Origin of the sequence: Pseudomonas sp. MF6755 (assembly GCF_016405635.1) — a bacterium.
Lineage (GTDB): Bacteria > Pseudomonadota > Gammaproteobacteria > Pseudomonadales > Pseudomonadaceae > Aquipseudomonas > Aquipseudomonas haemolytica.
The window spans coordinates 486880-494347 of record NZ_JAEKDA010000001.1; the positions used below are offsets into that span (position 1 = coordinate 486880).

Annotated in this window: 6 protein-coding genes; 4 read left to right on the forward strand and 2 right to left on the reverse strand. The window is 60.5% G+C overall.

Translation table 11 applies throughout. The features are described 5' to 3' along the window. Positions 1 to 49: 49 nt before the first annotated feature. The 4 genes from JFT66_RS02345 (at position 50) to JFT66_RS02360 (ending at position 5241) form a co-directional block, all read left to right on the forward strand. Positions 50 to 589, forward strand: a complete 540-nt coding sequence (locus JFT66_RS02345) for an RNA polymerase sigma factor (RefSeq protein WP_034118566.1) — start codon at positions 50 to 52, stop codon at positions 587 to 589. Further along, positions 586 to 1554 carry a FecR family protein gene (locus JFT66_RS02350; protein WP_198858680.1) on the forward strand — a complete coding sequence of 323 codons (969 nt, stop codon included), beginning with the start codon at positions 586 to 588 and terminating at the stop codon, positions 1552 to 1554. The genes JFT66_RS02345 and JFT66_RS02350 overlap by 4 nt, the downstream gene beginning before the upstream one ends. A 127-nt stretch (positions 1555 to 1681) precedes the next feature. Then, on the forward strand, positions 1682 to 4240 hold the full coding sequence (locus tag JFT66_RS02355) for a TonB-dependent receptor (protein ID WP_034118564.1): 2559 nt from the start codon (positions 1682 to 1684) through the stop codon (positions 4238 to 4240). Between the two features lie 101 nt (positions 4241 to 4341). Continuing rightward, positions 4342 to 5241 (forward strand): DMT family transporter, encoded by a 900-nt coding sequence (locus JFT66_RS02360; RefSeq protein WP_034118563.1) that lies wholly within the window; start codon positions 4342 to 4344, stop codon positions 5239 to 5241. A 103-nt stretch (positions 5242 to 5344) separates the two neighbouring features. On the opposite strand, the gene JFT66_RS02365 is transcribed toward JFT66_RS02360, so the two are convergent. Further along, positions 5345 to 6562 carry a class I SAM-dependent methyltransferase gene (locus JFT66_RS02365; RefSeq protein ID WP_153837670.1) on the reverse strand — a complete coding sequence of 406 codons (1218 nt, stop codon included), beginning with the start codon at positions 6560 to 6562 and terminating at the stop codon, positions 5345 to 5347. Positions 6563 to 6783: 221 nt separating this feature from the next. After that, positions 6784 to 7401 carry a TPM domain-containing protein gene (locus JFT66_RS02370; RefSeq protein WP_034118561.1) on the reverse strand — a complete coding sequence of 206 codons (618 nt, stop codon included), beginning with the start codon at positions 7399 to 7401 and terminating at the stop codon, positions 6784 to 6786. Between the last annotated feature and the right edge of the window lie 67 nt (positions 7402 to 7468).

Below are 7468 nucleotides of genomic sequence, written 5' to 3' on the forward strand. Positions count from 1 at the left end.
GATATCATTCGCGACTTTTCCATGTCGTGCTTCGTCAAGAAGGATATCCATGTCTCGTCCCAAGCCCGACCCGTCGTCGGCCGATGCCTGTCGCGGGTTTTATGCAGATATTCTGTATTTCCTGCGTAAACGCACGGACAACGCCAGCGACGCGGCGGACATGACCCAGGATGTCTTTACCCAATGGCTGGGCTACCGCGACCGGGCCAAGGTCGAGCAGCCACGGGCGTTTCTGTTCCAGATGGCGCGCAACCTGCTGCGCGATCACTGGCGCAAACAGAAGGTACGACAGACCGTCCACCCCGATCAGTCCGAAATGGATGCCGAGCCGGTCACCGACGAGCAGAACGACCCCATGGCCGCCGCCCTTCGCCTGCAACGCCTGGAACAATTGAAAGAAGTCGTCGCCGAACTCTCGCCCCGCCGGCGAGAAGCCCTTATGCTGCACCGCTTCGAAGGCTTGAGCCAGGCGCAGATCGCCGAGCGCATGGGCATTTCGACCAGCATGGTAGAAAAGCACATCGCCTTTGCCCTGCTGCATTGCAAGCGACGCCTTCAACCCGACCCCGGCACGGAGCAGCCAGAATGAACCGCCTGAGCGACACCGACGCGCTGGACATCGAAACGAGCGACTCCATCGATGCCCAAGCCGCCAGCTGGTTTGCACGCAACCGTAACGACGCAAGCCGTGCCGACCGCAAAGCCTTTGCCGCCTGGCAAGCGGTACCTGCGCACGCGCGCGCCTATGCCGAATTCGAACAGCTATGGGCCGACCTAGGCCAATTGCAGCAACTGAACAAACCCGTGCCACTGCCCAAGCGCAAGCCGCCCCTCTGGCGCCCTGCCCTGGCGGTAGCCGCCGCCCTGCTCTGCGCTGTGCTGGCCACGCATATCGGCGCGCCCCGCGAGCTGTATCACACCCAGGTCGCTACCCATGCCAAGGGCATGCGCACATTGAACCTGCCCGATGGCAGCACCTTGTATGTGAATGCCAACACCCACATCCGCGTGGACTTCAGCGCCCATCAACGCATTCTGCATCTGGACAAAGGCCAGCTGTATATCGAGGTGGCCGCCGACAAGGAACGCCCACTCTATGTGCAAGCTGGCGAATCGAGCGTACGGGTGGTGGGCACCGGTTTTGATGTACGTCGTGGCCCCCAGCAACTGGTGGTCAGTGTTGCCCATGGCCAGGTGGCATTCGAGCCGGATGGCAAAACCCCCGTCATGCTGCTCGGCGCCCGGCAACGCGCCGCTTACAACTACGCCAAGGGCACCTTGCAACAGCAAACCCTCAGCGCTGAAGAAGTGGCTGATTGGCGCAGCGGGCATTTGTCGTTTCGCAATCGCGAGCTGGCCAGCCTGATCGACGAATTGAGTCTGTACCGCCCCCAGGCGCCGTTGCAGGTCAACAAGGCCATTGCGCAGCTCAAGGTGTCGGGCAACCTTGACGTGAATGACCCGGACGCCCTGCTCAATGCCCTGCCCGCGCTATTGCCGGTGAAAACCATGGTATCGGCCGATGGCATCGTGAGAATCGAGCCAAGCAAATAGCCTGCAAAAACCACACATGAGAATATTTTGCATTCGCATGTGTGGTTTTTTTTGCCTGCCCCGTCTTCCTCCTGTCTGCGTTTGATACGCACACCTTTTTGGCTATTTAGCCGCTCCGGGGGATTTCATGTTTCGCGCGCCTTGCCACGCTTCGCACCTGTTTCTTCGACCGACGCTCATCGCTACCTGCCTGGCCTTCAGCCTCGGCGCCCAGGCCGAGTCGTTCAAGCTGCAACTGCCGGCCCAGTCGCTGGCAACGTCCCTGAGCCAAGTGGCACAACAGGCGAAAATCCAGCTGCTGTTCGATGAAAGCCTGCTCAAGAACCTGCAGGCGCCGGCTCTCAACGGTGACTACACCCCGGAAGTGGCGATTCGCACCCTGCTGAAAAACGGCGAGTTCACCCTGATCAAGGTCGGCAGCACCTATGTCGTGCGCCCGGATGAGGGCAAGACCACTCACAGTGGCGCGATCCAGCTGGACACGTTGAGCGTGATCGGCACCGGTAACGAAGTGAACTCCAGCACCGTCAACCGCTCCACCCTGACCCAGACCGACATCGACCGCTACCAGTCCAACAACATCCCAAGCCTGTTGCAGACCCTGCCCGGCGTCAGCCAGGGCGGCTCGTTGAAACCCGGCGGCCAGACCATCAACATTCGTGGTTTCGGCGATGCAGAAGACGTACCGATGACCGTCGACGGCGCCTCCAAGAGCGGCTTTGAGCGCTATCAGCAAGGCACGGTGTTTATCGAGCCTGAGCTGATCAAGAGCATCGAAGTGGAGAAAGGCCCAAACTCACCATTCACCGGCAATGGCGGCTTCGGTGGCACGGTCAACATGGTCACCAAGGACGCCCCGGACCTGCTCAAGGACGGTCGCAACAGCGGCGCGATGCTCAAATATGGCTACTCCAGCAATGACCATGAGCAGGTTTACAGCGGTGCCGTCTATGGCCGTACCGACGATGGGCGCTTCGACGCCCTGGCCTACCTCACCCAACGCGACGGCGGCGATATGAAGGTAGCCGCCAAGTTGCCCAACGACAATAACGAGTACCCGATCAACCCCCAGCGCCTGCCCAACAGCGCCCAGGATGTGGACGGTAAGCTGTTCAAGGTCAACGCGCATTTCACCGATGAGCACAGTGCGGGCCTGTCGTACTCGCGCTCCCACAGCAACCGCTGGACGCCATTTTCCGCCGCGAGCTACCCGGCGCCGCCCAGCCAGTTCAACATCGACCGCTACGGCTACGAAGGCGCGTTGAAGCGTTTCCTGGCCCACCGTGACACGGTCGACACCACCTGGTCGGGCAAGTATGAATACCAGCCCCTGAACAACCCGCTGGTGGACTTGACCATCAAGTATTCCCAGTCCAACACCGAGCAGACCGACGAGCGTGACGCCACTGCGTTTTTCCAGTTGGCCACCGGCGGGCGCAAGATGGATACGTCCTATACCGACAAGAACCTCGACATCCGCAACGTCAGCTTGTTCGACACCGGCCCCTTGCAGCACGCCGTGACCGTCGGCGGGCAAATCCGCAAGCACATCCGCGAAACCGAAATGTGGATGCCCGGCACCGCCTATAACACCCAGCGCTACAACTACGGGCACTTCCAGCCGGGCTTCATGCCCCACGGCAAGGTCGACACTAATAGCTTCTTTATCCAGGACGCGGTGACCCTTGGCGACGTGACCATCACTCCGTCGCTGCGCTATGACCATGTGCGCAACCGCGGCGAAGGCAACGATGCGCCCTACTACAACAACCCCGATCCCAAAGTTGGCCACGACTACAGCGACCGCACCTACACCGGTTGGTCGCCACGCCTGGCGCTGTTCTGGACCGTGACGCCGAATGTCGGGCTGTTCGCCAACTGGAGCCAGACCTGGCGCGCACCGGTGATCGACGAACAATACGAAGTGCAAGGTGTGGGCAGCCGTACCGCCACCAGTGTGGACCTGGACCCGGAACGCATCACCTCGATCACCCTGGGCAACATCACCAGCTTCGACAACCTGATCGCCCAGGACGACAATCTGCAACTGCGCACCACCCTGTTCCACAACAAGGTCGAAGACGAAATCTTCAAAGCCACCGGCGTCGGCTGCCAGAACCAGGCTATCAACGGCGGCACCATCCCGTCCGCCTGCCCGCCGGGGCCGATGTCCAACTACCGCAATATCGGTGGCATGACCATCAAGGGCGTCGAGCTGGAGTCGATCTATAACTCCACCTACCTGTTTGGTTCAGTGTCGTTCGCCTATGCCAAAGGCCAGCACCAAGGCGCCTACACCAACCCTTGGGGCCCGGATGTGGCGGCGCGGGATATCCCGCCGACCAAATGGGTGCTGGTACTGGGTACCAACATTCCGGCCTGGGATGCCCAAGTAGGCTGGATGGGCCAATTCATCGGCGCTACCGACCGCCTGCCCAGCGACAAATACTCCGGTGGCCCCGGTTCAAGTCTCGGCGATGCGTTCTACAACCAGTACGGCAACAAGCGCTACAACACCCAGGGCCTGTTCGCCAAATGGAAACCGCAGCAGGCTTACCTCAAAGGCACCGAGGTGAACTTCACTGTCGACAACCTGTTCAACAACAACTTCCGCCCGGCGTTGAGCGGCGACCGCGCCTACACCAAGGGGCGCGATGCGAAGATCAGCGTGACGCGGTTCTTCTAAAACTGTACGGATAAATCCGCACCCAGCTGTAGGCCCGCAAACGGCGGGACGTGTGGCTAGATGGGCTTCCCTTGAAGCCCTCTTGATTCCGGTCCCACCCCATGAGCTCGCGCGAAAATACCGGCATGGCCCTCGGCCTGCTGGGCGTCATCATCTTCAGCCTCACCCTGCCTTTCACGCGCATCGTGGTGCAGGAAATCCACCCGTTGCTCAACGGTTTGGGGCGAGCCTTGTTCGCGGCAATCCCGGCTGCAGCCCTGTTGTTGTGGCGCCGCGAACGCTGGCCCACCTGGCGCCAGGTACGCGGTCTGTGTTTGGTGATCGCCGGGGTGATCCTCGGTTTCCCGGTGCTGTCGGCCTGGGCCATGCAAACCTTGCCAGCGTCCCACGGCGCCCTGGTCAACGGCCTGCAACCGCTGTGCGTGGCGCTGTATGCGGCATGGTTGTCCCATGAGCGGCCGTCGAAAGCCTTCTGGGCCTGCGCGGCGCTGGGCAGTGGTTTGGTGTTGAGCTACGCGCTGATTACCGGTGCCGGCAGTATTCAAGCAGGGGATTTGCTGATGCTCGGCGCGATTGCCGTGGGCGGCCTGGGCTATGCCGAAGGCGGTCGACTGGCCAAGGAAATGGGCGGCTGGCAGGTGATCTGTTGGGCGCTGGTGCTGTCAACGCCAGTGTTGATCGGGCCGGTGGCCTACCTGGCGGCGCAGCATCACGGGCCGATCTCCATGAGCACCTGGTGGGCGTTTGGCTACGTGTCGTTGTTCTCGCAATTCCTGGGGTTCTTCGCCTGGTATGCCGGGCTGGCCATGGGCGGGATTGCGCGAGTCAGCCAGATTCAGCTGCTACAGATCTTCTTCACCATCGCGTTTTCGGCGTTGTTCTTTGGTGAGCATATCGAGCCGATTACCTGGTTGTTTGCCTGTGGAGTGATTGTCACCGTGATGCTGGGGCGCAAGACGGCAGTGCAGCCAGCACCTATTGCCAAGGTGCACACAGTCTAAATGTGGGAGCGGGCTTGCTCGCGAATGCGGTGGGTCAGTCGCCGAATTTATTGACTGATACTGCGCATTCGCGAGCAAGCCCGCTCCCACAAGGGCTCTGTGCTCAGTTCAATAGCCCATCGGCACGCAGCAAGGTTTCCAGGCAGTGTTCGCTGATGTGGTAGAACGCCTTGAGTTCCTGGATTTTCGCCAACAGTTGCGCGTTGTCCACCGGCTCCGCACGCTTGACCGCAAGAATCATCTTGTTCTTGTTGGTGTGCTCCAACGAAATGAACTCGAACACCTTGGTCTCATAGCCACAGGCTTCAAGGAACAACGCACGCAGGCTGTCGGTGACCATTTCCGCCTGCTGGCCCAAGTGCAGGCCGTATTGCAGCATCGGCTTGAGCAGCGCCGGGCTCTGGATCTGCAGGCGAATCTGCTTGTGACAGCACGGCGAGCACATGATGATCGACGCGCCGGAACGGATACCGGTGTGGATCGCGTAGTCAGTGGCGATGTCGCAGGCATGCAGGGCGATCATCACGTCCAGTTCACTCGGTGCCACGCTGCGCACATCCCCGCATTTGAACACCAGCCCCGGGTGTTCCAGGCGTGCGGCGGCGCTGTTGCATAAGGTGACCATGTCTTCGCGCAATTCAACGCCAGTGACCTCGCCCTCGGCCTTGAGGGTATTGCGCAGGTAATCGTGGATGGCGAAGGTCAGGTAGCCCTTGCCCGACCCGAAATCAGCGACGCGCACCGGTTGGTCGAGCTTCAATGGCGACGACGTCAGCGCATGGCTGAACACTTCGATGAACTTGTTGATCTGCTTCCACTTGCGCGACATCGACGGGATCAGCGCCTGCTTGGCGTCGGTCACGCCCAGGTCGGCGAGGAATGGTCGGCTCAGGTCAAGGAAGCGGTTTTTCTCACGGTTATGCTCGGCCGACGGAGCCTCACGCAGTTGCTGCGGTTTGCTTTTGAACAGCGAGCTTTTGTTCTTCTTGCTGTATTCCAGCTGGGCTTCGTCGGTCAGCGACAGCAAGTGCGCGTTCTTGAACGACGCCGGCAACAACTCGGCAATCGCAGCCACGCCGTCGGCCAAGGGGAAGTTCTTGGTGATGTCGCGGGTCTTGTAGCGATAGACGAAGGACAGGCACGCCTGCTCCTTGACCTCAATCTGCTTGATGATCAGCCGTTGCAACTCGGCTTCATCGCCCACGTACTTGGCCAGCACCAGCTTGATAAAAGCGTTCTGCGCCAGGCTAGTGCTGAGCAGTTCGATGAACTGAGCGTGATGATCCGGCGCAGGGCGGGCAGGTTGAGCGGTGACGGACATGAACAAAAACGCCTCGGGTAAAGAATGCCGGGCATTTTAGGGGGGATAGGGGCTCAGGGCACGGGGTTATTTGATCAACGGTCAGTTCCAGCAGCCACAGTAGATCCAAATGTGGGAGGGGGCTTGCTCCCGATTGCAGTGTGTCAGCCAACAGATTCATTGACTGGTGCACCGCCATCGGGAGCAAGCCCCCTCCCACATTGGGAACTGCGTTAGCCGGGTTATTCGAGTACAACCAGGCGATTGGGCAACTCATTACGCGTCTGCGTCACCGGCACGTGCACCTTGAGCAACTCGCCACAGGCTTCAACGCATGCAATGAACCCGGCCAGCGTCTGCCCCTGTTTCACCTGCTGGGTAAACGCCTGGACGATGGCATCCCAACTGCTGTCATCCAGGTGTCTGGAAATCCCGTCATCCACCAGAATTTCCACATAGCGCTCCGCCTCGCTGACAAAAATCAGCACGCCGGTGCTGCCCACGGTGTGGTGCAGGTTTTGCTCCAGGAACTGCCGGCGCGCCAGGTTGGACGCGCGCCAATGACGCACCGAACGCGGGATCAGCCGCGTGGTGACCTTGGGCAAACGGAACACCAGGCACAACAGAATAAACGTCGCCCATTGCGCCAACAGCAAGGTGTACATGGTCAGGTAGCCCGACAAATAATGCACCACGCCCGGCACCACCAACGCGATCAAGCTCGCCCACAGCAACGGGATATAGGCGTAGTCGTCGGCCCGCGCCGCCAGCACCGTCACCAACTCCGCGTCGGTGGTTTTCTCGACCCGGGCGATGGCTTCGGCGACTTGGCGTTGCTCGTGTTCAGTCAGTAATGCCATGGTTGTAGATGCTCTTTTCTCGTTATTGTCATTACCAGCCACCCGAAGCCCCGCCGCCGCCAAAACC